Genomic DNA, 26999 nt, shown 5'->3' with positions numbered 1-26999 from the left:
AGATGAGCGACGACACAACCGGCTCGGTCTCGGCCGAGCGCGGCCTTCAGGGCCACGACCAGTCCGTGGCGAGTTTTGATGAGGACCGGGGTTCATTAGTCAAAACCCTGCAGCGCTTCCTGCACGAATATCCCACGGCCATCCCGTTCATTGTCCTGGTCATCGGCGTTTTGATCTTCTCGGTCGCGGCGGGCGGGCGCTTTTTCGCGCCGTTCAATCTTTCGCTGGTGCTGCAACAAGTCACCATCATCGCCTTTCTGGGCATCGCCCAGACGCTGGTCATCCTGACCGCCGGCATCGATCTTTCGGTCGGCGCCATGATGGTGCTGTCGTCCATCGTCATGGGCAGGCTGACCGTCACCTATGGCGTGCCGGTCGAATTGAGTTTCGTGCTGGGCCTGCTCACCGGTCTTGTCTGCGGCCTGATCAACGGCGTGCTGGTGGCGGTGATCAAGCTGCCGCCCTTCATCGTCACGCTCGGCACCTGGAGCGTCTACGGCGCGATGGTCATCTACGTCTCGCATTCCGAGACCGTGCGCGCCCAGGACATCGAGGCGGCGGGACCGCTGCTGCAGTGGCTGGGCCACACGATCAGGTTGGGTGGCGGCGCGGTGCTGACCTACGGCGCCATCGCCATGATCCTGACGGCTCTGATCATCTGGTATGTGTTGAACCGCACCGCCTTCGGCCGCCATGTCTACGCCACCGGTGACGACGACGAAGCCGCACGCCTCGCCGGCATCAACACCCGCGGCGTGTTCATTGCCGTCTACACGCTGGCCGGCTTCATCTGCGCCGTCGCCGCCTGGGCGCTTATCGGCCGCATCGGCGCCGCAAGCCCGCTCGGCAACCAGACCGCCAATCTCGATGCCATCACCGCCGTGGTGATCGGCGGCACCTCGCTGTTCGGCGGGCGCGGCTCGATCGTCGGGACATTGTTCGGCGCGCTGATCGTCGGCGTCTTCCGCAATGGCCTGGCGCTCGCCGGCGTCGACTCGCTCTGGCAGGAGTTCACCGTCGGCATCCTCATCATTCTCGCCGTCACCATCGATCAGTGGATCAGGAAGATTTCGGCATGAGCACCCAGTCGATTCATCAGGTCCCCATTCTTCAGGCCAAAGGCCTCAACAAGCGCTACGGCAGGGTGGTCGCTCTCGACAATGCCGATTTCGACCTGATGCCGGGCGAGATCCTTGCCGTCATCGGCGACAACGGCGCCGGCAAGTCGACGCTGGTGAAGGCGCTGTGCGGCGCGGTCATCCCGGACTCCGGCGCGATCGAGCTCAACGGCCAGCCGGTGCATTTCCGCTCGCCGATCGAGGCGCGCATGGCCGGCATCGAGACCGTCTACCAGAACCTGGCCTTGTCGCCGGCGCTGTCGATCGCCGACAACATGTTCCTCGGCCGCGAGCTGCGTAAGCCGGGTTTTGCCGGGCAATGGCTGAGGAGGCTCGACCGCTCGGCCATGGCGCGCATCGCCCGCGAGAAACTGTCCGAGCTTGGGCTGATGACCATCCAGAACATCAACCAGTCGGTCGAAACGCTCTCGGGCGGCCAGCGCCAGGGTGTCGCTGTCGCCCGCGCCGCGGCCTTCGGCAGCCGCGTCGTCATCATGGACGAGCCGACCGCGGCGCTCGGCGTCAAGGAAAGCCGCCGCGTGCTGGAGCTGATGCTCGACGTCAAGAAGCGCGGCCTGCCGATCGTGCTCATCTCGCACAACATGCCGCATGTCTTCGAGGTGGCCGACCGCATCCACATCCATCGCCTGGGCCGTCGCCTCGCCGTCATCGATCCGAAGCAATATACAATGTCCGACGCTGTCGCTTTCATGACCGGCGCCAAGGCTCCGCCAGAAGTTTTGGAGACGGCCTGATTGGGCCGTCTTGTTCCGGCACACGACCATTGGCCAGCCGTCTAAATCGATTGAGTATATGTTGCAATGCACTAGGATGGGCTGGGAGGAACGATACAAGCCGTTATGATCACGCCAGTTGAACGAGAGGCGAAATGACATCCGCATGACGATCGAAGCCCCTGTTCTCGACAATCCCGATCCCAAGACCCTCGCTGAGGAGGTCTTGATGTCGCTCAAGTACCGGGTCGGCAAGGACACAACCGTCGCCACGCCCTATGACTGGTTGACGGCTTCGATCAAGGTCGTCCGCGACCGCATCGTCGACCACTGGATGCAGGCAACCAAGGAAGCCTATGACCAGCAGGAAAAACGCGTCTATTACCTTTCGCTGGAATTCCTGATCGGGCGCCTGATGCGTGACGCCTTCTCCAATCTCGGCCTGATGGAGAACATGCGCGAGGCGCTGTCCTCCCTCGGCGTCGACCTCGACCTCATCGCGGGGCTCGAACCGGACGCCGCGCTCGGCAATGGCGGCCTCGGCCGTCTCGCCGCCTGCTTCATGGAAAGCATGGCGACCGTCGATATCCCCGCCCATGGCTACGGAATCCGCTACGCCAACGGCATGTTCCGCCAGGAAATCCACGGCGGCTGGCAGGTCGAGCTGCCGGAGACCTGGCTCGATCACGGCAATCCCTGGGAGTTCGAACGGCGCGAGCGCTCCTTCGAGGTCGGCTTCGGCGGCTCGGTGGAATCGATCACCTCCAAGGACGGCCGGCTCGAACGCCACGTCTGGAAGCCGACCGAGCATGTGCTGGCCGTCGCCTACGACACGCCCGTCGCCGGCTGGCACGCCAGGCGCGTCAACACGCTGAGACTTTGGTCCGGCATGCCGATCGATCCGATCCTGCTCGACAAGTTCAACGCCGGCGACCACATCGGCGCGCTGGCCGAAAGCAACAAGGCCGACGCGCTGTCGCGCGTGCTCTATCCGGCAGATTCCCACATGGCAGGGCAGGAGTTGAGACTGCGGCAGGAGTATTTCTTCTCCACCGCCTCGCTGCAGGACATCGTGCAGCGTCATCTCAGCCAGTATGGCGACCTGAAATCGTTGCCCGACAAGGCGGCGATCCACTTGAACGACACCCATCCCGCGGTCGCCGTGGCGGAGCTGATGCGGCTCCTGATGGACGTCCACGGCATGGACTTCGACCAGGCCTGGGACATCACCAAGCGCACCTTCGGCTACACCAACCACACGCTGTTGCCCGAGGCGTTGGAAAGCTGGCCCGTGCCGCTGTTCGAACGTCTGCTGCCGCGCCACATGCAGATCGTCTATGCCATCAATGCGCAGGTGCTGCTCGAGGCCCGCGCCACCAACCAGTTCTCGGGCGATCAGATCGCCCGCATCTCGCTGATCCAGGAAAATGGCGACCGCCGCGTGCGCATGGGCAATCTGGCCTTCGTCGGCTCGCATTCGATCAACGGCGTCTCGGCCCTGCACACCGAGCTGATGAAGGAGACGGTGTTCGCCGATCTCCACAAGCTCTATCCCGACCGCATCAACAACAAGACCAACGGCATCACGCCCAGGCGCTGGCTGATCCAGTGCAATCCGGGCCTGACCTCGCTTGCCCGCGAGGCGATCGGCGACCGCTTCATGGACGACATCGAGGCGATCAAGGATCTCGATCCGCTCGCCGACGACGCGGCGTTCCGTGAGAAATTCGCCGCCGTGAAGCGGCAGAACAAGGTGAAGCTCGCCAACCTGATCGCCGATCGGCTCGGCGTTCGGCTCGACCCGTCGGCGTTGTTCGACATCCAGGTCAAGCGCATCCACGAATACAAGCGCCAGCTCCTCAACATCATCGAGGCGATCGCGCTCTACGACCAGATACGCTCGCATCCCGAGCGGGACTGGATGCCGCGCGTCAAGATCTTCGGCGGCAAGGCGGCGCCGAGCTACCATAACGCCAAGCTGATCATCAAACTGGCCAACGACGTCGCGAAAGTCATCAACGGCGATCCGTCGGTGCGCGGCCTGCTCAAGGTGGTGTTCGTGCCGAACTACAATGTCAGCCTGGCCGAAGTGCTGATGCCCGCCGCCGACCTCTCCGAGCAGATCTCGACCGCCGGCATGGAAGCATCCGGCACGGGCAACATGAAGTTCGGCATGAACGGCGCGCTCACCATCGGCACGCTCGACGGCGCCAATGTCGAGATGAAGGAACATGTCGGCGACGACAACATCTTCATCTTCGGCCTCACCACCGCCGAGGTCGCCGATCGGCGCAACAATGGCTACAACCCGCGCGGCATCATCGAGGCGTCCCCTGAATTGTCGCAGGCCGTCGCGGCGATCTCGTCCGGCGTCTTCTCGCCCGATGACCCCAATCGCTACCGCGACCTCATGAACGGGCTCTACAGCAGCGACTGGTTCATGGTGGCGGCCGACTTCGATTCCTACGCCGCCTGCCAGCGCGACGTGGACCGCGTCTGGCGCGACAGCCCCGATTGGAACGCGCGCGCCATCCGAAACGTTGCCCGCATGGGCTGGTTCTCGTCCGATCGCACGATCCGCCAATATGCGAAAGAAATCTGGAACGTACCCGTCTGATATGATTGCATGAGATCACGAACAATGTGGTGTCGTGCATGTCGCCCAAAAGTGCGTTGCGGTTTTGGGGCAACGACATGCACAAAACAAAATAGCTCCCGGGGAGGGAACACCGCCTGATGAGGAAGCCGCGCGCGACCGCTGCGACAAGCGGGCCGGACGGACTGGCGCCAGCCGGCGATGTCGCGGCGATTGTCGCCGGAACGCATGGCGATCCTTTCTCGGTCCTGGGCGTGCAGGAAGTCGGCAAAGGCTTCGTCGCCCGCTGCTTCGTGCCCAACGCCGAATTCGTCACCGCCTATACGCTGACCGGCAAGGAGGTCGGCGAGCTCTCCCGCCGCGACGACGCCGGCTTCTTCGAGGGCAAGGTCTCGATCCGCAAGCGCCAGCCGCTGCGCTATCACGCCAGCAACGCCGGCGGCGACTGGTGGCTGACCGATCCCTATTCCTTCGGTCCGGTGCTCGGTCCGATGGACGACTATTACATGGCCGAAGGCTCGCATCTCAGGCTGTTCGACAAGCTCGGCGCCCACATCGTCGAACACGAGGGCGCCACCGGCGTGCATTTCGCCGTCTGGGCGCCCAATGCCAGGCGCGTCTCCGTGGTCGGCGCCTTCAACGACTGGGATGGCCGCCGCCACACCATGCGCGACCGCAAGGACACCGGCATCTGGGAGTTGTTCATTCCCGATCTCGGCGCGGGCCAGCCCTACAAGTTCGAGATCATCGCGCCCGACGGCGTGCGCCTGCCGCTCAAGGCCGATCCGTTCGCCTTCGAGTCGGAGCTGCGCCCGGCGACCGCCTCGGTGACGGCGCCGCCGATCGCGCATCAGTGGGGCGACGAGGCGCATCGCGGCTACTGGCGCAAGGCCGATCCCAGGCGCGAGGCGATCTCGATCTACGAGGTCCATGCCGGTTCCTGGCAGCGCCGCGACGACGGCACGTTCCTGTCCTGGGACGAGCTGGCCGCGCGGCTCATCCCATACGTGGTCGACACCGGCTTCACCCATATCGAGTTCCTGCCGATCTCGGAGCACCCTTACGACCCGTCCTGGGGCTACCAGACCACCGGCCTTTACGCGCCGTCGGCTCGCTTCGGCGACCCCGACGGCTTCGCCCGCTTCGTCGACGGCGCGCACCGCGCCGGCATCGGCGTCATCCTCGACTGGGTGCCGGCGCATTTCCCTGTCGACGAGCACGGGCTGGTGAAGTTCGACGGCACCGCGCTCTACGAGCATGCCGATCCGCGCCAAGGTTTCCATCCCGACTGGAACACGGCCATCTACAATTTCGGCCGCCGCGAGGTGGTGTCGTTCCTCGTCAACAACGCGCTGTTCTGGGCCGAGAAGTACCATGTCGACGGCCTGCGCGTCGACGCGGTCGCCTCGATGCTCTACCTCGATTATTCGCGCAAGGCCGGCGAGTGGATCCCCAACGAGAAGGGCGGGCGCGAGAACCTGCAGGCCGTCTCGTTCCTGCAGAAGATGAACAAGGAGCTTTACGGCCACCACCCCGGCGTGATGACGATCGCCGAGGAATCGACCTCATGGCCGAAAGTGTCGCGTCCCGTGCATGAAGGCGGCCTGGGCTTCGGCTTCAAATGGAACATGGGCTTCATGCACGACACGCTGGAGTATCTCTCCAAGGAGCCGATCTTCCGCAAGCACCATCACAACGACATCACCTTCGGCCTGGTCTACGCTTTCTCGGAAAACTTCGTCCTGCCGCTGTCGCATGACGAGGTCGTGCACGGCAAAGGCACGCTGCTCAACAAGATGGCCGGCGACGACTGGCAGAAGTTCGCCACGCTGCGCGCCTACTACGCCTTCATGTGGGGCTATCCCGGCAAGAAGCTCCTGTTCATGGGCCAGGAATTCGCCCAGCGCCGCGAGTGGAGCGAGGAACGCGCGCTCGACTGGGACCTGCTCGAATTCGCGCCGCATCGCGGCGTCTGGCAGGCGGTGCGGGATTTGAACTACCTCTACCGTTCGCGCCCGGCGCTGCATGCGCGCGATTGCGAGCCGGAGGGCTTCTCCTGGCTGATCGTCGACGACCGCGACAATTCGGTCTTCGCCTGGCTGCGCAGCGCGCCGGATGGCAATTCGATCGCCGTCATCTCCAATTTCACGCCGGTGCCGCGCGAGAACTATCGCGTGCCGCTGCCGAAGGCGGGAAAATGGCGCGAAATCATCAATACCGACGCCGAGGTCTATGGCGGCTCCGGCATGGGCAATCGCGGCGTGGTCGAGGCGAGCGGGGAAGGGGGAGGCATATCGGCGACGATGCTCTTGCCGCCGCTGTCGACGATCATGCTGGAATTCGTCGCGGATTGAAGCAGATGATGTCTCATCCTGCTCTTGCAACGGTCCGGGCAGCTTGTTTGGGAGGGTAACAAAATGGCAGAGATCAAAAGAACCCAGCCGCTGGCGCGCGATGCCATGGCCTATGTGCTGGCCGGCGGCCGCGGCAGCCGCCTCAGGGAGCTGACCGACCGGCGCGCCAAGCCCGCCGTCTATTTCGGCGGCAAGACGCGCATCATCGATTTCGCCCTCTCAAATGCGCTCAACTCCGGCATCCGCCGCCTCGGCGTCGCCACCCAGTACAAGGCGCATTCGCTGATCCGCCACCTGCAGCGCGGCTGGAACTTCCTGCGGCCCGAGCGAAACGAAAGCTTCGACATCCTGCCGGCATCGCAGCGCGTGTCCGAAACGCAGTGGTATGAAGGCACGGCCGACGCCGTCTACCAGAACATCGACATCATCGAGGCCTACGGACCCGAATACATGGTGATCCTCGCCGGCGACCACATCTACAAGATGGATTACGAGCTGATGCTGCGCCAGCATGTCGACGCCGGCGCCGACGTCACCGTCGGCTGCCTCGAAGTGCCGCGCATGGAGGCGACCGGCTTCGGCGTCATGCATGTCGACAAGAAGGACAACATCATCGCTTTCGTCGAAAAGCCGGCCGATCCGCCGGGCATTCCGGACAAGCCGGAATTCGCCCTGGCCTCGATGGGCATCTATGTCTTCAAGACCAAGTTCCTGATGGAACAGCTCCGCCGCGACGCGGCCGAGCCCGGCTCCAGCCGCGACTTTGGCAAGGACATCATCCCTTACATCGTCCAGCATGGTAAGGCGATCGCCCACCGTTTCGCCAAATCCTGCGTGCGTTCCTCGCACGAGTCCGAGCCCTACTGGCGCGACGTCGGCACGGTGGACGCCTATTGGGAGGCCAATATCGACCTCACCGACGTCACGCCCGAGCTCGACCTCTACGATCGCGACTGGCCGATCTGGACCTATGCCGAATTGAAGCCGCCGGCAAAGTTTGTGCATGACGAGGACGGGCGCCGCGGCGAGGCGATCTCCTCGCTGGTGTCGGGCGACTGCATCGTCTCCGGCGCATCGCTGCGCCGCAGCCTTATCTTCACCGGCGCCCGCATCAATTCCTATTCCAAGCTCGAGGAAGTGGTGATGCTGCCCGACGTTACTGTTGGGCGTAAGGCGCGCCTCAAGCGCGTCGTCATCGACCATGGCGTGCAGATCCCCGAGGGGCTGGTGGTCGGCGAGGATCCGGCGCTGGACGCCAAGCGTTTTCGCGTGTCGGAGAAGGGCATCTGCCTGATCACCCAGGACATGATCAACAAGTTGTCGACCCCGTAGGGTCGATCAACAAGCTGTCAACCTGATAAGGTTGATCAGCTGTCGACCTGATAGGGTCGATCAGCAAGCTGTCGGGTCGATCAGCAAGCTGATGACTTGATCAACAGATTGTCACTTTGACCTGTCACGTTGAGATCGGAATGTGGAGCGCATGCAGGTTCTGTCGGTTACGCCCGAAATCTTTCCGCTGGTCAAAACCGGCGGGCTTGCCGACGTGACCGGCGCCCTGCCGATCGCGCTGGTCGGGAAGGGCGTGGCGATGCGCACGCTGGTCCCCGGCTATCCTGTCGTGATGGCGGCCTTCGCCAAGAAGAAGGCCGTTTACCAGTACCCGCTGCTGCAAGGCGGCAAGGCTTCGGTCCATGCCGTCAAGATCGGCGAGCTCGATCTCTTCGTGCTCGACGCGCCGCATCTCTTCGATCGCCAGGGCGGCCCCTACGGCACCGCCTCCGGCGCCGACTGGCCGGACAATTGGCGCCGCTTCGCGGCCTTGAGCCAGGTCGGCGGCGACATTGCCGGCGGCGCGATCTCCGGCTACCAGCCGGACATCGTTCATGCCCACGACTGGCAGTCGGCGATGACGCTTGCCTATATGCGATACGGCAAGGCGGTCGGCGTGCCGTCGCTGATCACCGTGCACAATCTTGCTTTCCAGGGCCAGTTCGGCGCCGGCATCTTCGGCGAGCTCGGCCTGCCGGCCGTGGCTATGCAACTCGACGGCGTCGAATATTATGGCGGCGTCGGATTTCTCAAGGCCGGCCTGCAAGCCGCCTGGGCGATCACCACGGTAAGCCCGACCTATGCGCAGGAAATCCGCTCGCCGGAATTCGGCATGGGTCTCGACGGGCTGATCAACATGCGCTCCACCGATCTCTACGGCATCGTCAACGGCATCGACGTCGACATCTGGAATCCCGAGACCGACAAGCATCTGGTGGCCAATTATTCGGCCGAGACGCTTGCTGCGCGGGCCAAGAACCGCAAGGCGGTCGAAGAGCGCTTCAACCTAGAGGCGGACGGCAGCCCGATCGTCTGCGTCGTCAGCCGGCTGACCTGGCAGAAGGGCATGGACATCCTGGCCGCGGTCGTCGACGGCATCGTCGCCGCCGGCGCGCGCCTCGCCATTCTGGGCTCTGGTGACGCCGGTCTCGAAGGCACGCTGCTTGCTGCCGCCGCCCGTCATCGCGGCCGCGTCGGCGTCGTCGTCGGTTACGATGAAGGCCTTTCGCACGTCATGCAGGGCGGCTGCGATGCCATCATCATTCCGTCCCGCTTCGAGCCCTGCGGCCTGACCCAGCTCTATGGCCTGCGCTATGGCTGTGTGCCGGTCGTCGCCCGTACCGGTGGTTTGGCCGACACCATCATCGACGCCAATGAAGCCGCCTTGTCGGCAGGCGTCGCCACCGGCTTCCAGTTCGCGCCCAACAATGGCGGCGCGATGGTGCATGCCATCCAGCGGCTGGTCGAGCAACATGCGCGGCCGGCGACCTGGGCCTCGATCCAGCGCCAGGGCATGAAGGCCGATGTCTCCTGGGACAAGAGCGCCGAAAAATACGTCGAACTCTATCGCTTGCTGCTTTCGAAAAGGGCTGCCTGAGGCATGATCAGAACCGTCCCCACCAAACCCTATACCGACCAGAAGCCCGGCACCTCCGGCTTGCGCAAGAAGGTGCCGGTGTTCCAGCAGGAGCACTATGCCGAGAACTTCATCCAGGCGATCTTCGATGCGCTGGACGGTTTTCAAGGAAAGACGCTGGTGATCGGCGGCGACGGCCGCTTCTACAACCGCGAGGTCATCCAGAAGGCCATCGCCATCGCGGCCGGCAACGGCTTCGGCAAGGTGATGGTCGGCCAGGGCGGGATTCTCTCGACCCCCGCCGCCTCCAACATCATCCGCAAATACAAGACCTTCGGCGGCATCATCCTGTCGGCCAGCCACAATCCCGGTGGCCCGCACGAGGATTTCGGCATCAAGTACAATGCCGGCAATGGCGGCCCGGCGCCCGAAAAGATCACCGACGCGATCTTCGCCAAGTCGAAGGAGATCAAGAGCTTCAAGATCGCCGATATAGGCGCCATCGACATCGACACCATCGGCACCGTCAAGGCGGGCGACATGACGGTCGAGATATTCGATCCGGTCAAGGACTATGCCGAATTGATGGAAAGCCTGTTCGACTTCGATGCGCTGAAGAAGCTCTTCAAGTCGGGCTTCCGCATGCGTTTCGACGCCATGCACGCGGTGACCGGCCCCTATGCCAAGGAGATCCTCGAACATCGCCTCGGCGCGCCCGAAGGCACCTGCCGCAACTTCAAGCCGCTTCCCGACTTCGGCGGCCATCACCCGGATCCGAACCTGGTGCATGCAAAACACCTCTATGACGAGATGATGGGGCCGGACGCGCCGGACTTCGGCGCGGCCTCCGACGGCGACGGCGACCGCAACCTGATCATCGGCAGGGGCATCTTCGTCACGCCGTCGGACTCGGTGGCGATGCTTGCCGCCAATGCCCAACTGGCGCCGGGCTACAAGGACGGCCTGAAAGGCATCGCCCGCTCCATGCCGACCAGCGGCGCGGCCGACCGCGTCGCCGAGAAGCTCGGCATCGGCATCTACGAGACGCCGACCGGCTGGAAGTTCTTCGGCAACCTGCTCGACGCCGGCATGGCGACCATCTGCGGCGAGGAAAGCGCCGGCACCGGCTCCAACCACGTGCGCGAGAAGGACGGGTTGTGGGCCGTGCTCTTGTGGCTCAACATCCTCGCCGCGCGCGGCGAGAGCTGCAAGCAGATCGTCACCGAGCATTGGGCGACGTACGGCCGCAATTACTATTCGCGCCACGATTACGAGGAGGTCGAGAGCGACCGCGCCAACGCGCTGGTCGACGAACTGCGCGCCAAGCTTGGTTCGCTCCCCGGCACCGGCGTGCGCGGCCTCAAGATCGCCAAGGCCGACGATTTTGCCTATCACGATCCGGTCGACGGCTCCGTGAGCGAGCATCAGGGCATACGAATCCTGTTCGAGGGCGGCTCGCGCGTTGTCCTGCGCCTCTCCGGCACCGGCACGTCAGGGGCGACGCTGCGCGTCTATATCGAGCGCTACGAGCCGGACAAGGCCAGGCACGATCTCGACACGCAGGAGGCGCTCGCCGATCTCATCGCCGCCGCCGACGACATCGCCAGCATTAAGAGCCACACCGGCCGCAACAAGCCGAGCGTGATTACTTGAGCGTGGCGGCGCGGCGCGGCTCCCCTTGTGGGAGAAGGTGTCGCCGAAGGCGACGGATGAGGAGTGCTCCAGCTTGGCGCAAACCGGCGGTGGCACCGCCGGCGCCTCATTTCTTCCAACACCCCTCATCCGTCTCGGCGCCGCGCGCCGGTCCACCTTCTCCCACAAGGGCAGAAGGGGAGGCGCTCGCATGACCCAGCTTGGCGTCACCATCACCCCCGATGGCATCCGCTTCGCCGTCTGGTCCTCATCGGCGCGGCGTCTCTGGGTCTCGATCTTCGACGACACCGGCGCGCGCGAACTCGACCGGCTGGAGCTCAATCCGGAAGGTGAGGGCGTGCACGCGCTCCTCGTCCCCAGCCTTGGCGAGGGCACGCATTACGGCTTTCGCGCCGATGGCGACTATGTGCCGGAGCGCGGCCTTTGGTTCGACCCGAACAAGCTTCTCACCGACCCCTACGCCGTCGAGTTGGACCGTCCATACCAATACCATTGGCGGCTCGCAGCCAAGCGCAACGAAAGCGCCGACACCGCCTCGCTGATGCCGAAGGCGATTGCGCGCCCGCTGCCCAAGCCGCAGCCGGCCAAGCCGCCGCTGTTCCAGGCCGGCGGGCTGATCTACGAGCTCAACGTCCGCTCCTTCACCAAGCTGCATCCGGAGGTTCCGGAAGCGCAGCGCGGCACCATCGCGGCGCTCGCCCATCCGGCTGTCGTCGAGCACCTGAAGCGTCTCGGTGTGTCAGCCGTCGAGTTGATGCCGGTCACCGCGTCGATCGATGAGCGGCACCTGCCGCCATTGGGGCTGAGCAACGCCTGGGGCTACAATCCTGTCACCTTCATGGCGCTCGATCCGCGTCTCGCGCCCGGCGGCCTCGACGAACTGCGCGATACCGTCGCCGCGTTGCGCAAGGCGGGCATCGGCACCATCCTCGACCTCGTCTTCAACCACACCGGCGAAAGCGATCGGCTCGGGCCGACGCTGTCGCTGCGCGGACTGGATGCGATAGGCTACTACCGGCATCAGCCGGACGGCAGGCTGATCAACGACACCGGCACAGGCAACACCGTCGCCTGCGACCATCCGGTGGTGCGCGAGATGGTGCTCGACACGCTCCGCCACTTCGTCCGCTCCGCCGGCGTCGACGGCTTCCGCTTCGATCTGGCGCCAGTGCTCGGTCGCGTCGACGGCGCCTTCGATTCCGAGGCACCGCTGCTTCAGGCCATCGCCGGCGATCCTGTGCTCGCCGATCGCGTGCTGATCGCCGAGCCCTGGGATATCGGTCCGAACGGTTACCAGCTCGGCAGTTTCCGTCCGCCATATCTGGAATGGAACGACCTCTACCGCGACGATGTCAGGCGCTTCTGGCGCGGCGATACCGGCGCGATCGGCGCTCTGGCCACCCGGCTTGCCGGTTCCTCCGATGTCTTCGGCAGGGACGGCCAACCGGCGAGCCGCAGCGTTAATTTCATCGCCGCGCATGACGGCATGACGCTGACCGACATCGTCGCCTATGAGCGCAAGCATAACGAGGCCAACGGCGAGCAGAATCGCGACGGCCATAACGACAATTTGTCCTGGAACAACGGCGCCGAGGGCGAGACGGACGACGCGGCGATCGCCATGGCCCGCTTCAACGACCAGCGCGCGCTGCTCGCCACGCTGTTTGCCTCGCGCGGCACCATCATGCTGACCGCCGGCGACGAGTTCGGCCGCACGCAGAAAGGCAACAACAATGCCTATGCGCAGGACAATGCCATCACCTGGCTCGACTGGGCTGGCCGCGACCGGGCGCTGGAGCAATACGCATCGTCGCTCGCCACGCTGCGCCGGGGCTTTCCTGCGCTGGCGGATACGCACTTCCTGACCGGCGAGCCTGCCGACGGATCGGAAATCCCCGACGTGGCCTGGCTGACCGAGACCGGCGCGCCGCTCGGCGAGGCCGACTGGAACGATCCCGGCCGACATCGCCTCGTCATGCTGCTCGGCGATGCCGAGGGCGGGCGCCTGGCAGTGGTGATCAACGGCGACCGCCGCCAATGTGTCTTCAGCCTGCCCGCGCGGGACGGATTTGAATGGCGCCCGGCAATCGAGACGCAGCCGGTCGATCTGGCGCGGCCGTTGCCTGGCCGCAGCGTCGGTTTCATGATCGAGCGGCGAGCCGCTAAATCGCGCAGCAGGAAGGGGTCGTGATGGCTTGCGGCAATCCAGGGCAAGGCGCCGAATGGTGGCGCGGCTGCGTCATCTACCAGGTCTATCCGCGCTCCTTCCAGGATACGAGCGGCGACGGCAGCGGCGACCTGAAGGGCATCACCGCGCGGCTCGCTTATATCGCCTCGCTCGGCGTCGACGCGGTCTGGCTCTCGCCCTTCTTCAAGTCGCCGATGGCCGACATGGGCTATGACGTGTCCGATTACCGCGATGTCGATCCGATCTTCGGCACGCTGGAGGATTTCGACGCGCTGGTCGCCGAGGCGCATCGGCTCGGCCTGAAGCTCATCATCGACCAGGTGATCTCGCATTCGTCGGACAAGCACGAATGGTTCGTCGAAAGCCGGGCCAGCCGCGACAATGCCAAGGCCGACTGGTATGTCTGGGCCGACGCCAGGCCGGACGGCAATGCCCCCAACAACTGGCTGTCCGTCTTCGGTGGCCCGTCCTGGGAATGGGACGCCACCCGCCGGCAATATTACATGCACAATTTTCTGGCCGCGCAGCCGGATCTGAACTTCCACAATCCTGACGTTCAGGACGCGCTGCTCGACACCGTGCGCTTCTGGCTGGAGCGCGGCGTCGACGGCTTTCGGCTGGATACGGTCAACTACTATGTCCATGACCGCTGGCTGCGCGACAACCCGCCCTTGGCATCAAGCGTCGCCGGCACCAACGGTTCGACCAGCACCTATGGCTTCCAGGAGCATCTCTTCGACAAGACGCGGCCCGAAAACCTCGACTTCCTGAAACGCTTCCGCGCGCTGCTCGACGAATATCCCGACCGCGCCGCGGTCGGCGAGGTGGGTGACGAGGAGCGTTCCTTGCAGACGCTCGCCGCCTATGTATCCGGCGGCGATAAATTGCAGATGTGCTACACGTTCGACCTGCTCAGCCCGCAATTTTCCACCGCCCATGTGCGCGGCTGCGTGGAGGCGTTCGAGACGACCGCCCCGGACGGCTGGGTCTGCTGGGCCTTCTCCAACCATGACGTCGTGCGCCACGTCAGCCGCTGGACACGGCCCGGCGAGAGCCCGGACGCGGTGGCGAAGTTCTCGATCGCGCTATTGTCATGCCTGCGCGGATCGATCTGCCTCTATCAGGGTGAGGAACTGGGGCTGGAGGAAGCCGAGCTTGCCTATGAGGATCTGCGCGATCCGGTCGGCATCCGCTTCTGGCCGGGCGTGAAGGGCAGGGACGGCTGCCGCACGCCGATGGTGTGGCAGGCGGAGGCGGACAATGCCGGCTTCTCCACCGGCAAGCCTTGGCTGCCGGTGCCGCAAGCACATCGTGTGCGTGCGGTCGATGTCCAGCATGGCGAAGGCGGTTCCGTGCTGGCGACTTATCGCTCGATCCTTGCCCTGCGCAGGCGCCATTCGGCGCTGATCCAAGGCTCTATCCGTTTCCTCGAGGCCGAGGGCGATGTGCTGGCTTTCATCCGCCAGCACGAAGACGAGAAATTGCTGTGCGTCTTCAACTTCGCCGCGGAGCCGGCGAACTGGTCGCTGCCGGCCGAGATCAGGGATACCGAGATAACGGCTCTTGCCGTTGAGGTCGCCGGCGTTCTTGGCGGTGTTCTCGAGGAGGTTGCCCTGGCACTGCCGCCCGTGGGGTGCTTCGTCGGGAGAATTGCCTGAAAGGCGGCTTACTGGACGAGGACCGAGCGCCCGCAGGTCGCGCCGGTCACCCGGACGTCGGCCTCGCCGACGCGGACGCCAAGCGCCCCAAGAACGTTGTAGACCAGGCTGTCGACCGGCGCGGTCACGCCGTTGAGCAGCGTCGTCACCGCCGGCTTCACTGTGCCGAGCACGGCGGTCACGTCGAGGCCTAGCCCCAGCGCATTAACCGAAAGCGACAGGTTGTTGATCAGCGATGTCGTCAGCGACTGCGTCAGGTTCTTCGTCGACACCGTCTTGATCGCCTTGTTGGCGATGTCGGTGGCGTTGTAGGTCAGGGTGGTCGGCGTCATGTTGGTGACCGAGAAGGCCGACGAGCCTGTCACCTGCAGCACCGGGATGAGCAACAGCTTCAGGTCCGCGATATCGGCGTCGGAGAAGGACTGCGGCTTGGTGAAATCCGCGAAGCCGCTTGCGCTGCTGCTGGCGAGATGGGCTGAGACCACGCCCGGCTGCGCGGCGATCGAAACCTTGATGCTGGAGGGACCCGTCGGGCAACTGATATCGGTCAGCTTCGCTTCGGCATAGGCCACTTCGACATTGAGCGGCAGGTGGACGGCGACAAGACTGGCGCCGCCGCCGAGATTGGAATTGCCAAGTGTCACGCTGGCGTTGAGCTTGATGCGAGTCTGCGCCGTGCGCACCACGGTGCCTGCTTCTCCGACCGCGAGCCAGGGCGAGTTCTGCATCGGCTCGCCGATGGCGATGGCAAGCGTCGTCGATGCCAGCCCCGGTATCGTGGCGCCGAGATTGACCGGGACCTGGTTCGTGCCGTTGGCAAGCGCCGCCGCCGCCGTCAGCATGCTGAGCGCGCTGGCGTCGACCGACAGCCCGGCGGGTTTCTGCCCGAGGCCGAGGCTGCCCACCGAGCCCAGGTCGACGAGGCTGCCGAGCGGAATCTTGACCGTATTGGTGGCGCTGGAGGCCATGGTCTGCAGGGCGATCTTGGCTGTGCGGTCCAGCCCCGGCACATTGGCCATGGCGGTGGCGATCTGGCCGATCGTTGCCTTGGAGGCGAGCACGTCGGAATAGCTGACGCCAGTCAGATGCAATTGCGTGGCCAGCGCATCGGTGAACGAAAGAACATCGACATCGGCCGACACCAGTGAATTATAATCCATCACGCTGAGCGAGATGTTGCCGCCGAGAAGGCCGCCGAGAAGCGCGTTGAGAATGCCGCCATTGAGGCTGGCAAGCCGCGAGCCGACCGAAAAGGCCGCTTGCGGCTGCGCGCTGGCGATAGCGGTCGTGCCAAGAGTGGGCGGCGACATGATCGAGCCGGCGAAATAGAGCGTGCCCTGCTTCTTCAGCGACACCTGCACGGCATTGTAGGGCAGCTTGCCCGCCTCGAACCGGTTGCCGGCGGCAATGGTGCTGACGCCCGTGTAGCGCCCCGGCACGATCTGGACGACCGCCTTGCTGGCGGTTGGCGCCACGGTGGTGCCTTGCTGCTGCACGGCGACCGAGGTGATGCCGTTGTCGCTGAGCGTCGTCAGCACCGCCTGCTCGGCATTGGTGATGTTCGAGGCCGCGGTGATGGCGGCAAGGTCGACGATCGACTGCGCGGCGCGGCGCTCGTTGTAGAGCGAGCCTTCGTCGATCGCGAAGGCGGTCAGCGCCAGCGCCACCGGCGTGCATAGCGCCGTCATGACGGCGAAATTCGCGTTACGGTCGGCGAGCAGTCTCCGCGTCGCCGCCATCAATCCCCCCTTGACGGGCATCATATGCCTCCGACGCGGATCGTCGATTGACTCTGGATCGTCGTGCCCGGCAGCGGCAGTGTCCGGAACAGGTTCCAGATCGGCAGGTTGCGCGCATCGTAGCTGACCGAGACGACGAACTGGCTGCCGTCGGCGACGCTGTCCTGTGCGTTGATGGTCAGCTTGTTGGGATCGACGAAGGGGTACCCCGCGACGTCGTGGGCGATGAAATCGGTGACCAGTGCCTGCCGCTCGGTCTGATTGAGGCCGGCAATGGCCGTGCGCGCCGCATCGGCGGCGATCTGCTGCACGGAGTGGCTGGCACCGAAATAGATTCCATATGCAACCATGCCGAGCAGAAGCAGGATGAAGATCGGCGCAAGCATGGCGAATTCGATTGCCGACGTGCCCGAGGCGTCCGCCCGGAAACGAGACCAAGAAACAGGGAATTTTCGGTTTTTCAGCATGTTGCGGAGAATGCCAACACCTGCCTGCAAAAACAGAAAACACATCGAACAACCGGCAGGTGTGCCAAGTTGAAGGCAAGCTATAAGCTTTAGGTTTCGCTGTTTTAGCGTGATGACGCTCACTCTGCGTCAAGCAGGCAATGGTTGAAATAAGATTTCGCTCTGTCTAGTCTCCTGCCACCAGCCGCCGGAACGGACCGGCGGCACGCCTGAAACGGGGCCGTTTCAACGGTTCCGGGGTGTCAAAACTTAAAAAGGCGCGGCTGAGGGGCCTCGCCGACAGGGAGAGACTTCATGCTGAAAAACATGCTGAAGGCGACGGTGTTCGCCACCACCATGGCTCTGGCCGCCGGCACCTTCTACACGCCGGCCTTCGCCGAGACCGTCTACAACCGCGGCGCCGCCGCCGAGGCGGAGACGGTCGATCCGCACAAGACATCGACAGTCTATGAAGCCGATATCATACGCGACCTGTTCCAGGGCCTCGCCATGCATGACCAGAAGACGAACCTCATTCCGGGTGCCGCCGAAAGTTGGACGGTATCGGATGACGGCACCGTATACACCTTCAAGCTGCGCAAGGACGGCCTCTGGTCGGACGGCACCCCGGTGACGGCGGACGACTTTGTCTATTCGTTCCGTCGACTGGAAGATCCGGCCACCGCTGCGGAATACGCCTCGATGCTCTATCCGGTGAAGGGCGCGGAGGACTTCAACACCAAAAAAGGCAAGGCCGAGGATATGGGCGTGAAGGCGATCGACGCCAACACGCTTGAAGTCACGCTGAAGGCTCCGACACCCTACTTCCTGGAGATGCTGACCCACCAGGCGACCTATCCGGTCAACAAGGCTTCCATCGACAAGCTCGGCGCCGACTGGATCAAGCCGGGCAAGCTGGTCTCCAACGGCGCCTATACGCTGGCGGAGTGGGTTCCCAACGACCATATGAAATTGGTCAAGAACCCGAAGTTCTGGGACGCCGCGAGCGTCAAGCTCGACGTGGTCAACTACATCCCGACCGAGGATCGCTCGTCGGCGATGAAGCGTTTCGAGGCCGGTGAACTCGACAGCTATGGCGACCTGCCAACTGAGCAACTCGCCGATCTCAAGACCAAATTCGGTGACCAGGTCCGTGTCGGGCCATATCTCGGCACTTATTATTACGCGATCAAGACAGACAAGGCGCCGTGGGACAATGTCGAGTTGCGCAACGCAATCTCGATGGCGATCGACCGCGACTTCCTCGCCGAGAAGGTCTGGCAGAACTCGATGCTGCCCGGATATTCGATGGTGCCTCCGGGCATCGAGGGCTACACGCCGGCACTGGCCAAATACGCCGACATGCCGCAGATCGACCGCGAGGACGAGGCCAAGAAGATCCTGGAAAAACTAGGCTATACACCCGAGCATCCGTTGAAGATGGAGATCCGCTACAACACCTCGGAGAACCATAAGAACACGGCGGTCGCCATCCAGGAACAGTTGAAGCCGCTCGGCGTCGAGGTGACTCTGCTCAACACCGACACCAAGACCCACTACGGCTTCCTCGAGCAGAAGGGCAATTACGACGTCGCCCGCGCCGCCTGGATCGCCGACTACAAGGATCCGGAGACCTTCCTCGGCATCTCGCGCAAGGCAAGCGGCAACAACTACTCGAACTACAACAGCCCTGCCTATGAAGCCGCCATGGACAAGGCGGCCGCCGCGGGCGGCAAGCCTGAGGAGCGCATGAAGGACCTCGCCGCAGCCGAGCGCATCCTCGTCGACGATGTCGGCGAGATCCCGCTTCTCTACTACAGCTACCACGACATCGTTTCGTCGAAGCTGCATGGCTTCGACGACAATGTGATGGACATTCATCCGTCCCGCTTCATCTCCAAGGACTGACAAGAAACCTTGGCCGTGCCGCCGCTCTCTTTTTGGGAGCGGCGGCCTCGGTCTGTCGTCGTGCCGGGCCGAAAGTCGGATTGGATTTTCGGGCATGCCGGTGCGAAGATCAGAGATGCCAGCGCGCCACGGTCTCGTCTGGAGAGCTGTCGCCCTGGCTGAAGCGGGGCGCCGATGCTGCGTTATGTCTTCCGGCGGCTGTTGACCGCCATCCCCACGCTGTTCGTCATCGTGACGGTGGCGTTTTTCCTGATCCGCGTCGCCCCTGGCGGCCCGTTCAACCAGGAGCGGGGCCTGAGCCCTGAGATCAGGGCCAATCTCGAAGCCCAGTTCGGCCTCAACGATCCGCTCTGGCTGCAATATGTTCACTATCTCGGCAATCTTTTGCGCGGCAGTTTCGGCCCGAGCTACAACCTGCCGGATTTCACCGTCACCGAACTCTTCGCCAAGGGCCTGCCGATCTCGATCCAGATCGGCACCTCGGCGCTGGTGCTGGCGCTGCTGCTGGGCTCCATCCTGGGCACCATCGCCGCGCTCAACCAGAACAAAATAGGCGATTATTCGGTGATCGCCTTGGCCACCGCCGGCAGCACCATCCCGACCTTCGTCATCGCGCCGGTGATCCAGCTCGTCTTCGGGCTGTCCTGGAAGCTATTGCCGATCGGCGGCTGGGGCGACGGCACCTTCATCAACAAGGTCGGCCCGGTGCTGACGCTGGCCTTGCCGCAGATCGCCATCGTCGCCCGGCTGATGCGCGGCTCCATGATCGAGAGCCTGCGTTCGCACCATATCCGCACGGCGCGCGCCCTCGGTCTCTCCGACTGGTCGGTAGTGGTCAAGCACGCGCTGCGCGGCGCCGTGCTGCCGATCGTCTCCTTCAGCGGCCCGGCGGCCGCCGCGCTGTTGACCGGTTCGATCATCGTCGAGACGATCTTCTCCATCCCCGGCGTCGGCCGCTACTTCGTCGATGCAGCCCTCAACCGCGACTACACGCTGGTCATGGGAACCGTGGTGGTGATCGCGCTCTTCACCATCGTCTTCAACCTGATCGTCGACCTGCTCTATGCGGTCGTCGACCCGAGGGTGCGCTATGACTGACCTCGCCGTCGCCGTACCCGAGCCGATCGTCGGCCGCTCGCTCTGGGGCAATGCCTGGGCTCGGCTCAAGCGCAACCGAGCCGCGATGCTCAGCCTCTATTACCTAGCCTTCATCGCCGTCACCAGCATTTGCGGTCCGTGGGTCGTGCCGCATGAATACACCACCATCTATGGCGACTATGTGCGCATGCCGCCGAGCCTTTCGGCCTATCCGAAACCCGACATGATCCAGGGTGCGCTGGGCGACGCCATCAAGCGCATGCGCGCCGACATCAAGGAATGGCACCAGGACGGCAATCGCGTCACCGTAACCGTCACCTCGACCAAGCCGATCGACGACCGCAACATCCGCTATCTCGACCGCTCCGACGCCTTCGACGACACCAGGATCGAGAACAAGTCGCCCGACGGTCTCGAAGTGACGATGAGCTCGGCCGTGAAGCAGCAATATTTCTTCTTCGGCACCGACAACACCGGCCGCGACCTGCTCTCGCGAACGCTGATGGCCGGGCGTATATCCTTAGCCATCGGCCTGCTCGCCGGGGTCGTCGCCGGCGTCATCGGCGTCATCTATGGCGCCACAGCTGGCTTCGCCGGCGGCAGGGTCGACGAGGTGATGATGCGCATCGTCGACGTGCTCTATTCGCTGCCCTTCATCTTCTTCGTCATCATGCTGGTGGTGTTTTTCGGCCGCAACTTCGTGCTGATGTTTCTGGCGGTGGGCGCTGTGCTGTGGCTCGACATGGCGCGCATCGTGCGCGGCCAGGCGCTGTCGATCCGCAGGCAGGAATATGTCCAGGCGGCGGAAGCCATGGGTGTCGGCCAGCGCGGCATCCTGCTGCGCCACGTCATCCCCAACCTGCTCGGGCCGGTGGTCATCTACATGACGCTCTTGGTGCCGCAGGTCATCATCCTGGAGAGCTTCCTCTCCTTCCTCGGTCTCGGCGTGCAGGAGCCGATGACCAGCTGGGGCGTGCTGATCTCGGTCGGCGCCAAGAACATCGGCTACGCCAACTGGCTGCTTTTGTTCCCGGCCTTCTTCCTCGTCTCGACGCTGTTCGCGCTGAATTTCGTTGGCGACGGCCTGCGCGACGCCCTTGACCCAAAGGACCGTTGACATGGCCACCGAAACGATCCTCAGCGTCAAGGACTTGCGCGTCCGCTTCCAGACACTCGACGGCACGGTCGAGGCGGTCAAGGGCATCAACATCAAGGTCAATGCCGGCGAGACGGTCGCCGTCGTCGGCGAATCCGGTTCCGGCAAGAGCCAAACGATGATGGCGGCGATGAGCCTGCTTTCCTCCAATGGCGAGGCGAGCGGCCAGGTCGACTACCGTGGCCGCAATCTCCTGACGATGTCAAAGAGCGAGCTGAACCAGGTGCGCGGCCGCAAGATCAGCATGATCTTCCAGGAGCCGATGACCTCGCTCGACCCGCTCTACACCATCGGCAACCAGCTGATGGAACCGATCAGTCGACACCGCGGGCTGAACGCGGCCGCGGCGCGGGAAGAGGCGCTGAAATTGCTCAGGCTGGTGCACATTCCCGATCCCGAACGGCGGATGAAATCCTATCCGCACGAGATGTCGGGCGGCCAGCGCCAGCGCGTCATGATCGCCATGGCCTTGGCGAACGATCCGGACATCCTCATCGCCGACGAACCGACGACGGCGCTCGACGTCACCATCCAGGCGCAGATTCTGATGCTGCTTGCCGAACTGCAGCGCAAGCTCGGCATGGCCATCGTCTTCATCACCCACGACCTCGGCATCGTGCGCCGCTTCGCCGACCGCGTCTATGTCATGCGCCAGGGCGAGGTGGTGGAGGAGGGCGCGGCGGAAGCGCTCTTCGCCAACCCGCAGCACGCCTACACCAAGATGCTGCTCGCGGCCGAGCCGACCGGCACCAAGTCGGCGCCGCCGGCCAGTTCGCCGGTACTGCTCGAAGGCCGCAATGTCGAGGTGGTGTTCAAGATCGGCGGCGGCTTCTTCGGCGGCGAGCCGCTGATGCTGCGCGCGGTGGACAGGATCTCGGTCCGGCTGAAGCGCAACCAGACGATCGGCATCGTCGGCGAGTCCGGCTCGGGCAAGTCGACGCTCGGCCGCGCGCTGCTCAGGCTCTTGCCCAGCGACGGCGTCATCCGCTTCGGCGACCGCGATATTTCCGAGGCCGACCGCCAGGCGATGCGGCCGCTCAGGCGCGAATTGCAGCTCGTCTTCCAGGATCCGTTCGGTTCGCTGTCGCCGCGCATGACCGTCGGTCAGATCGTTACCGAAGGCCTTTTGGTGCACGAGCCCTCGCTCACGGGCAAGCAGCGCGACCAGCGCGCCACCGAGGCGCTGCGCGAGGTCGGCCTCGATCCCAATGCGCGCAACCGCTACCCGCACGAATTCTCCGGCGGCCAGCGCCAGCGCATCGCCATTGCCCGCGCCATGATCCTGAAGCCGAAAGTGGTGGTGCTGGACGAGCCGACTTCGGCGCTCGACCGCTCCGTGCAGAAGCAGATCGTCGAGCTGTTGCGCAAGCTGCAGTCCGACCACGAACTGTCCTATCTCTTCATCAGCCACGACCTCGCGGTGGTCCGCGCCATGGCCGACTACATCATCGTCATGAAGCAGGGAAAGATCGTCGAGGAAGGCCCGACGCAAGAGATATTCGACAATCCGCGCGAAGCCTACACGCAGACGCTGATGAACGCGGCGATCGATTCGACAAAGTTCCGCATGAGCGCTTGAGGCGGGCGAGCCCAGCCAGGCTAATGCATGTCGCCCAAAAGTGTGTGGCGGCATCGCCTGAATCCGTTCGGCGCGACGCGCGTCAGATTCACTGCGACGATGGGCACCTCTGCCTCCGCGTGGCGACGATCGCCTGCTGCTGTTGCTGCAGCCTGTCGATCCGGGCGGTTTCGCGATTGGCGACAACCGTCTTCACGCGCTCGCCGCCGAGCAGCCACGTCGGCACGCTCGTGTTGGCGACCTTGCCGCGGGCTATTGCGGTCCGTGAAATGTCAGTGGCGGTGTCGCCGACCGCATTATTGAGCTCGGGGCAGTTCATTTTGTCGTACTTCGCCGGGCTGATCGACGCTGTGGTCGATGAACAACCTCCCGCGAACAGGAGGAACACGAGTGTCGGTGCAATGGCCGTCGGCGTGAACTCCATACTCTCAACCCTGGTTCGCCGTCTTACAGTCCCGCGCATCTCGAAAGCATAGCGGGTTGCCATTAGGCCAAACTGAGAAACTGTTGTCGAGCGTTGCCGCGCGATTCTGTTTCGAAGGTCGGGCCATCTTTCGACGGCGCTGACCGCAATAATTATTGGCATAATATGCCATGTCCCTGTATCGTGCCTGTTGAATTGGAGCTGATATCGCGATGCCGACACGCAATGTTGTCCTGACGGAACACCTCGAAGAGGTGATCGACCGACTGGTGAAAACCGGGCGTTATCAGAACGCCAGCGAGGTGTTGCGTGACGGCTTGCGGCTGGTCGAGCAGCGCGAGGCGAGGGAGAAGGCAAAGCTCGCTGCGCTCAGGGATGCCGCCAACATCGGTTTCCACGACATCGAACAAGGCCGTTTCGAGGATGTTACTGAAGACGGCGTCGAGAAATTTATAGATGGCCTGGGGCAACAGGCAAGCTTACGCGCGAAAAAAACCGGCTTGTAAGGCCATGGTTCCTATACCGGCTTTCCGCGGCCGCGAAGGAAGACATCGTTCAAATACTCGCCTACACGGAAGTCAATTTCGGCGAGATTGCGCGTATTCGCTACCAACGGCTGCTGATGGTGGCCCTGCGCGACATTGTCGCCGATCCCCAACGGGCCGGCAGCATCGCCCGCGCGGAGCTGGGAAACAAGATCCGCAGCTACCACCTGCGCCATAGTCGGGACCGCGCGCGGACCGAACATGGCATTGTGCTACGACCGCGCCATTTCCTGCTCTATCGGATGACGCTCCAGGTCATCGGAATTGGCCGCGTTCTCCACGACGCCATGGAACTACAGCGTCATCTGCCGGAGAGCTACGGCGACGATTGACGCCAGTCCTGATTTCAGGCGGGTAGCAATTTCGGGAAAAGCCAAGTGATTGTTTTTTCTGGTCGGAGTGGCAGGATTTGAACCTGCGACCCCCTCGTCCCGAACGAGGTGCGCTACCAGACTGCGCTACACTCCGTGACCAGACCGCGGGCTTATAGCTGCCGCTTTCCGATCCTGCAAGCGGCAATGGCAGCACATGTGTCGCATTTCCTTTCTTTCGCGAAGCTTGCCCGAATGGCATAGGATTGGCTGTCAGCTAAAGGGGGGCTTAAAGGCTTTTGTCGTAAGACCGTCCCATCGGAGCCAGACTTGACAGGGTCGTTTATGAGCCAGCGCATCGTCAGTTTCGTCATGAGCGGCGGCGTCGGCTCGCGGCTGTGGCCGCTGTCGCGCGAGGACAACCCAAAGCAGTTCCACGACTTCTCGGGCGACGGCTCGATGCTGGCCAAGACCTTGCGCCGGCTGGCGGCGCGCCCGCAAGGCGAGACACCGATTTTCCTGATCGCCGCGGAACGTCACGCCGACCGCGTCCATGCCGACCTTGCCGGTCTCGATCTGGCCGGCGGCGGACCGCTGTTCGAGCCGACAGGTCGCAACACCGCAGCCGCGGTGGCGCTTGCCAGCTTGCGCACGCTCTCCGAATATGGCGACGAGCTGGTGCTGGTGGTGCCGTCCGACCACGAAATATCGACGCCTCGTCAGTTCTGGCAAAGCATCGAGGCGGGCGCGGGCGCGGCAAATGCCGGCCGGCTCGTTGTGTTCGGCCTGAAACCGACACAGCCCGAGACCGGCTATGGCTATATCGAGGTCGGGGCCGGCAAGGACGGCGTCTTCGACGTCTCGCGCTTCGTCGAAAAGCCCGATCTCGCCACCGCGCAGGCCTATCTGGACGCCGGCAGCTTCTACTGGAACACCGGCATCTTCCTGTTCCGCGCCGGCGCCATGCGCGACGCTTTCGCGGCCCATGAACCGAAAATCTGGCGGGCGACGGAAGCCGCCTACAAGGCTGCGACCAGCGATCTGTCCGGCCTCTACATGCCGCTGGAACTCTATTCCGCGATCCCGTCGACCTCGATCGACTACGCCATCATGGAACGCGCGAAAGACATCGCCATGGTGCCGGCCGGCTTCCGCTGGAACGATCTCGGTTCATGGCAGTCGCTGCTCGATGTCGGCCCGTCCGATGGGCAGGGCAACGTCATCGTCGGAGACGTCGTCGCCATAGATTGCGAGAACTCCTATATCCGCAGCGAGGGGCGCCTGCTGTCGGCGATCGGCATGAAGGACGTGGCGATCGTCTCCACCGCCGACGCCACTTTCGTCGCGCCGGTCAGCCACAGCCAGCACGTCAAGAAGATCGTCGAGCAGTTGGAGAAATCCGGCCGGCTCGAAACCAGGTTCACGCCGGCGCATGACCGCGTCATCGAGAGCGGCGCCTGGCGGCGGCGCGTGCGCCACTGGCTGTTCGAGGAGACGCTGCCGCTATGGTCCACCATTGGCGTCGACGAGCGCCATGGCGGCTTCCACGAGGCGCTGGGCTTCGATGCCTCGCCGCTGATGAAACCCAAGCGCATGCGCACGCAGGCGCGTCAGGTCTATGCTTTCGCGGTCGCCAAGGAGCGCGGCTGGGATGGCCCGGCGGACACGCTGATTGCGCACGGCATCGACTTCATGGCAGGTCAGGGCCGCACCGACAAAGGCGGCTGGGTGCGCACGCTCAACATCGACGGCTCGGTCGCCGATCCGGTCGAGGATGCCTACGACCATTCCTGCGTGCTTCTGGCGCTGGCCCACGCCCATATGTCAGGCCATCCCGATGCGTTGCGGCTCGGCGAGGAGACGTTCGCCTTCCTCGATGCGCATCTGGAAGATGCCCGCATGACCGGCTTTCTGGAAACCTCCGACGGCGAGGGCGAGCGCCGCTCCAACCCGCACATGCATCTGCTCGAAGCCTTCCTTGCCTGGCACCGGGCGACCGGAGACCGCGCCTATCTGCGCCGCGCCGCGCGCATCATCGATCTTTTCCGCAGCCATTTCTTCGACCCGGAAAGCTGGACGTTGGGCGAATATTTCGACGCCGGCTGGAAGCCCGCCGCCGGCGACAAGGGCGCCTGGACCGAGCCCGGCCACCATTTCGAATGGGCCTCGCTGCTCATCGATTTCGCCGCCCGCAGCGGCCAGACGGAGCTCGGCGGCTTCGCCAGGAAACTCTATGCCTCGGCGATCGCCAACGGCCTCAACCGCGCCACCGGCCTTGCCTATGGCGCCGTCTCGCGCCAGGGCGTGCCGCTCGACACGGTCTCGCGCAGCTGGCCGCAGGCCGAAGCGGTGAAGGCGGCGATAGCGCTCAACGGGTCAGGCGGCCCGGATCTCAAGCCGGAGATCGAGGCGCGCGTCGGCCGGCTGTTCCGCTGGCACATCGACCCGGCGCCGCTGGGCTTGTGGATCGACCGCATCGACGAACGCGGCCGCTCACTGGCGACCGACGTGCCGGCCAGTATCTTCTACCATCTGGTCTATGCGCTGACGCAGTATCTGGATGGCACCAGCGATAAGTCGTAGG

General features: G+C 64.0%; 19 protein-coding genes and 1 tRNA gene. 16 read left to right on the top strand and 4 right to left on the bottom strand.

Annotated elements, in window-relative coordinates; all coding sequences use genetic code 11:
- The first annotated feature begins 2 nt into the window (after nt 1-2).
- The 9 genes from FJ418_RS22815 to FJ418_RS22775 all read left to right on the top strand — a co-directional run bounded on the left by FJ418_RS22815 (nt 3) and on the right by FJ418_RS22775 (nt 15209).
- Nucleotides 3-1079: an ABC transporter permease gene (locus tag FJ418_RS22815; RefSeq protein ID WP_140657070.1), complete on the top strand. Its 1077-nt coding sequence runs from the start codon at nt 3-5 to the stop codon at nt 1077-1079.
- Nucleotides 1076-1873, top strand: coding sequence for an ATP-binding cassette domain-containing protein (locus tag FJ418_RS22810; RefSeq protein ID WP_140643403.1), 798 nt, complete (start codon nt 1076-1078; stop codon nt 1871-1873). Before FJ418_RS22815 ends, FJ418_RS22810 begins: the two co-directional genes overlap by 4 nt.
- A 145-nt stretch (nt 1874-2018) precedes the next feature.
- Nucleotides 2019-4469 (top strand): glycogen/starch/alpha-glucan phosphorylase, encoded by a 2451-nt coding sequence (locus tag FJ418_RS22805; RefSeq protein ID WP_140869449.1) that lies wholly within the window; start codon nt 2019-2021, stop codon nt 4467-4469.
- Nucleotides 4470-4588: 119 nt separating this feature from the next.
- Nucleotides 4589-6802 (top strand): 1,4-alpha-glucan branching protein GlgB, encoded by a 2214-nt coding sequence (gene glgB, locus FJ418_RS22800; protein WP_140869446.1) that lies wholly within the window; start codon nt 4589-4591, stop codon nt 6800-6802.
- 63 nt (nt 6803-6865) lie between these two features.
- Complete coding sequence (glgC, locus tag FJ418_RS22795; protein ID WP_140643409.1) at nt 6866-8134, top strand: glucose-1-phosphate adenylyltransferase; 1269 nt, start codon at nt 6866-6868, stop codon at nt 8132-8134.
- Between the two features lie 151 nt (nt 8135-8285).
- Nucleotides 8286-9731, top strand: a complete 1446-nt coding sequence (gene glgA, locus FJ418_RS22790) for a glycogen synthase GlgA (protein WP_140705425.1) — start codon at nt 8286-8288, stop codon at nt 9729-9731.
- A 3-nt stretch (nt 9732-9734) separates the two neighbouring features.
- The gene (locus tag FJ418_RS22785) at nt 9735-11363 is read left to right on the top strand and encodes an alpha-D-glucose phosphate-specific phosphoglucomutase (protein WP_140869443.1); all 1629 of its coding nucleotides are present in this window, start codon (nt 9735-9737) and stop codon (nt 11361-11363) included.
- A gap of 190 nt (nt 11364-11553) precedes the next feature.
- Nucleotides 11554-13554 (top strand): glycogen debranching protein GlgX, encoded by a 2001-nt coding sequence (gene glgX, locus FJ418_RS22780; protein WP_140869440.1) that lies wholly within the window; start codon nt 11554-11556, stop codon nt 13552-13554.
- Nucleotides 13554-15209 (top strand): alpha-glucosidase family protein, encoded by a 1656-nt coding sequence (locus FJ418_RS22775; RefSeq protein ID WP_140869437.1) that lies wholly within the window; start codon nt 13554-13556, stop codon nt 15207-15209. The genes glgX and FJ418_RS22775 overlap by 1 nt, the downstream gene beginning before the upstream one ends.
- A gap of 8 nt (nt 15210-15217) precedes the next feature.
- Here FJ418_RS22775 and FJ418_RS22770 read toward each other — a convergent pair whose 3' ends face one another.
- On the bottom strand, nt 15218-16969 hold the full coding sequence (locus FJ418_RS22770) for a pilus assembly protein TadG-related protein (RefSeq protein ID WP_246683175.1): 1752 nt from the start codon (nt 16967-16969) through the stop codon (nt 15218-15220).
- Entirely contained in the window at nt 16969-17415 is a 447-nt protein-coding gene (locus FJ418_RS22765; protein ID WP_140643653.1) for a TadE/TadG family type IV pilus assembly protein, read from the bottom strand. The genes FJ418_RS22770 and FJ418_RS22765 overlap by 1 nt, the downstream gene beginning before the upstream one ends.
- A 294-nt stretch (nt 17416-17709) precedes the next feature.
- On the opposite strand from FJ418_RS22765, the gene FJ418_RS22760 reads away from it, so the two are divergent.
- The 4 genes from FJ418_RS22760 to FJ418_RS22745 all read left to right on the top strand — a co-directional run bounded on the left by FJ418_RS22760 (nt 17710) and on the right by FJ418_RS22745 (nt 23135).
- The gene (locus tag FJ418_RS22760) at nt 17710-19302 is read left to right on the top strand and encodes a peptide ABC transporter substrate-binding protein (RefSeq protein ID WP_140869434.1); all 1593 of its coding nucleotides are present in this window, start codon (nt 17710-17712) and stop codon (nt 19300-19302) included.
- A gap of 174 nt (nt 19303-19476) precedes the next feature.
- Complete coding sequence (locus FJ418_RS22755; protein ID WP_140869431.1) at nt 19477-20400, top strand: ABC transporter permease subunit; 924 nt, start codon at nt 19477-19479, stop codon at nt 20398-20400.
- Nucleotides 20393-21517 carry an ABC transporter permease subunit gene (locus tag FJ418_RS22750; RefSeq protein WP_140657051.1) on the top strand — a complete coding sequence of 375 codons (1125 nt, stop codon included), beginning with the start codon at nt 20393-20395 and terminating at the stop codon, nt 21515-21517. The genes FJ418_RS22755 and FJ418_RS22750 overlap by 8 nt, the downstream gene beginning before the upstream one ends.
- Nucleotide 21518: 1 nt before the next feature.
- Nucleotides 21519-23135 carry an ABC transporter ATP-binding protein gene (locus tag FJ418_RS22745; protein WP_140869428.1) on the top strand — a complete coding sequence of 539 codons (1617 nt, stop codon included), beginning with the start codon at nt 21519-21521 and terminating at the stop codon, nt 23133-23135.
- A gap of 88 nt (nt 23136-23223) precedes the next feature.
- Here FJ418_RS22745 and FJ418_RS22740 read toward each other — a convergent pair whose 3' ends face one another.
- Entirely contained in the window at nt 23224-23559 is a 336-nt protein-coding gene (locus tag FJ418_RS22740) for a hypothetical protein (protein WP_140869425.1), read from the bottom strand.
- A gap of 212 nt (nt 23560-23771) precedes the next feature.
- Here FJ418_RS22740 and FJ418_RS22735 point away from each other — a divergent pair, with 212 nt between their 5' ends.
- Together FJ418_RS22735 and FJ418_RS22730 are read left to right on the top strand one after the other, a co-directional pair.
- On the top strand, nt 23772-24065 hold the full coding sequence (locus FJ418_RS22735; RefSeq protein ID WP_140869422.1) for a type II toxin-antitoxin system ParD family antitoxin: 294 nt from the start codon (nt 23772-23774) through the stop codon (nt 24063-24065).
- Complete coding sequence (locus FJ418_RS22730) at nt 24008-24436, top strand: type II toxin-antitoxin system RelE/ParE family toxin (protein WP_140869419.1); 429 nt, start codon at nt 24008-24010, stop codon at nt 24434-24436. Before FJ418_RS22735 ends, FJ418_RS22730 begins: the two co-directional genes overlap by 58 nt.
- A 59-nt stretch (nt 24437-24495) precedes the next feature.
- Here the strand turns inward: FJ418_RS22730 and FJ418_RS22725 are convergent.
- Nucleotides 24496-24572, bottom strand: a tRNA-Pro gene (locus tag FJ418_RS22725).
- Between the two features lie 188 nt (nt 24573-24760).
- Between FJ418_RS22725 and FJ418_RS22720 the strand changes: the two genes are divergently transcribed.
- Nucleotides 24761-26998, top strand: coding sequence for an AGE family epimerase/isomerase (locus FJ418_RS22720; RefSeq protein ID WP_140869578.1), 2238 nt, complete (start codon nt 24761-24763; stop codon nt 26996-26998).
- The last annotated feature ends 1 nt before the right edge of the window (nt 26999 follow it).

The organism is Mesorhizobium sp. B2-8-3 (assembly GCF_006440815.1).
GTDB lineage: Bacteria > Pseudomonadota > Alphaproteobacteria > Rhizobiales > Rhizobiaceae > Mesorhizobium.
Note: the sequence above shows the minus strand (reverse complement) of the source record. Positions and strands in the feature narration are given on the sequence as shown.

Coding starts and splice junctions, on each gene's coding strand:
- FJ418_RS22815 (WP_140657070.1), top strand. CDS start 3: ATGAGCGACGACACAACCGGCTCGGTCTCGGCCGAGCGCGGCCTTCAG.
- FJ418_RS22810 (WP_140643403.1), top strand. CDS start 1,076: ATGAGCACCCAGTCGATTCATCAGGTCCCCATTCTTCAGGCCAAAGGC.
- FJ418_RS22805 (WP_140869449.1), top strand. CDS start 2,019: ATGACGATCGAAGCCCCTGTTCTCGACAATCCCGATCCCAAGACCCTC.
- glgB (WP_140869446.1), top strand. CDS start 4,589: ATGAGGAAGCCGCGCGCGACCGCTGCGACAAGCGGGCCGGACGGACTG.
- glgC (WP_140643409.1), top strand. CDS start 6,866: ATGGCAGAGATCAAAAGAACCCAGCCGCTGGCGCGCGATGCCATGGCC.
- glgA (WP_140705425.1), top strand. CDS start 8,286: ATGCAGGTTCTGTCGGTTACGCCCGAAATCTTTCCGCTGGTCAAAACC.
- FJ418_RS22785 (WP_140869443.1), top strand. CDS start 9,735: ATGATCAGAACCGTCCCCACCAAACCCTATACCGACCAGAAGCCCGGC.
- glgX (WP_140869440.1), top strand. CDS start 11,554: ATGACCCAGCTTGGCGTCACCATCACCCCCGATGGCATCCGCTTCGCC.
- FJ418_RS22775 (WP_140869437.1), top strand. CDS start 13,554: ATGGCTTGCGGCAATCCAGGGCAAGGCGCCGAATGGTGGCGCGGCTGC.
- FJ418_RS22770 (WP_246683175.1), bottom strand. CDS start 16,969: ATGCCCGTCAAGGGGGGATTGATGGCGGCGACGCGGAGACTGCTCGCC.
- FJ418_RS22765 (WP_140643653.1), bottom strand. CDS start 17,415: ATGCTGAAAAACCGAAAATTCCCTGTTTCTTGGTCTCGTTTCCGGGCG.
- FJ418_RS22760 (WP_140869434.1), top strand. CDS start 17,710: ATGCTGAAAAACATGCTGAAGGCGACGGTGTTCGCCACCACCATGGCT.
- FJ418_RS22755 (WP_140869431.1), top strand. CDS start 19,477: ATGCTGCGTTATGTCTTCCGGCGGCTGTTGACCGCCATCCCCACGCTG.
- FJ418_RS22750 (WP_140657051.1), top strand. CDS start 20,393: ATGACTGACCTCGCCGTCGCCGTACCCGAGCCGATCGTCGGCCGCTCG.
- FJ418_RS22745 (WP_140869428.1), top strand. CDS start 21,519: ATGGCCACCGAAACGATCCTCAGCGTCAAGGACTTGCGCGTCCGCTTC.
- FJ418_RS22740 (WP_140869425.1), bottom strand. CDS start 23,559: ATGGAGTTCACGCCGACGGCCATTGCACCGACACTCGTGTTCCTCCTG.
- FJ418_RS22735 (WP_140869422.1), top strand. CDS start 23,772: ATGCCGACACGCAATGTTGTCCTGACGGAACACCTCGAAGAGGTGATC.
- FJ418_RS22720 (WP_140869578.1), top strand. CDS start 24,761: ATGAGCCAGCGCATCGTCAGTTTCGTCATGAGCGGCGGCGTCGGCTCG.